Below are 239 nucleotides of genomic sequence, written 5' to 3'. Positions count from 1 at the left end.
GGCCAAGGCTTCTCTCAACCTGAATTAAAATATCATGTAGTTGCATACGATTACGGTGTCAAAACCAACATCTTGCGTATGCTTGCAGACCGCGGTTGCAAATTAACCGTTATACCTGCAGAAACTCCGGCTGAAAAAGTATTGGCACTTAATCCGGATGGCGTATTCCTTTCAAATGGCCCTGGCGATCCAGCTGCTTGTGATTATGCAATCGAAGCTGTAAAAACTATTGTTGAAAC

The 239-nt window shown here is 43.5% G+C and carries 1 protein-coding gene; it reads left to right on the top strand.

Annotation, left to right across the window (positions count from 1 at the left end; translation table 11 throughout):
* On the top strand, positions 1-239 hold a 239-nt coding region (locus AC3II9_RS22450; RefSeq protein WP_489158986.1), incomplete at both ends, for a glutamine amidotransferase-related protein.

This window comes from Lysinibacillus sp. RU7 (assembly GCF_057837305.1).
The sequence above is the reverse complement of the archived record's forward strand: the minus strand, read 5'-3'. Positions and strand labels throughout refer to the sequence as shown.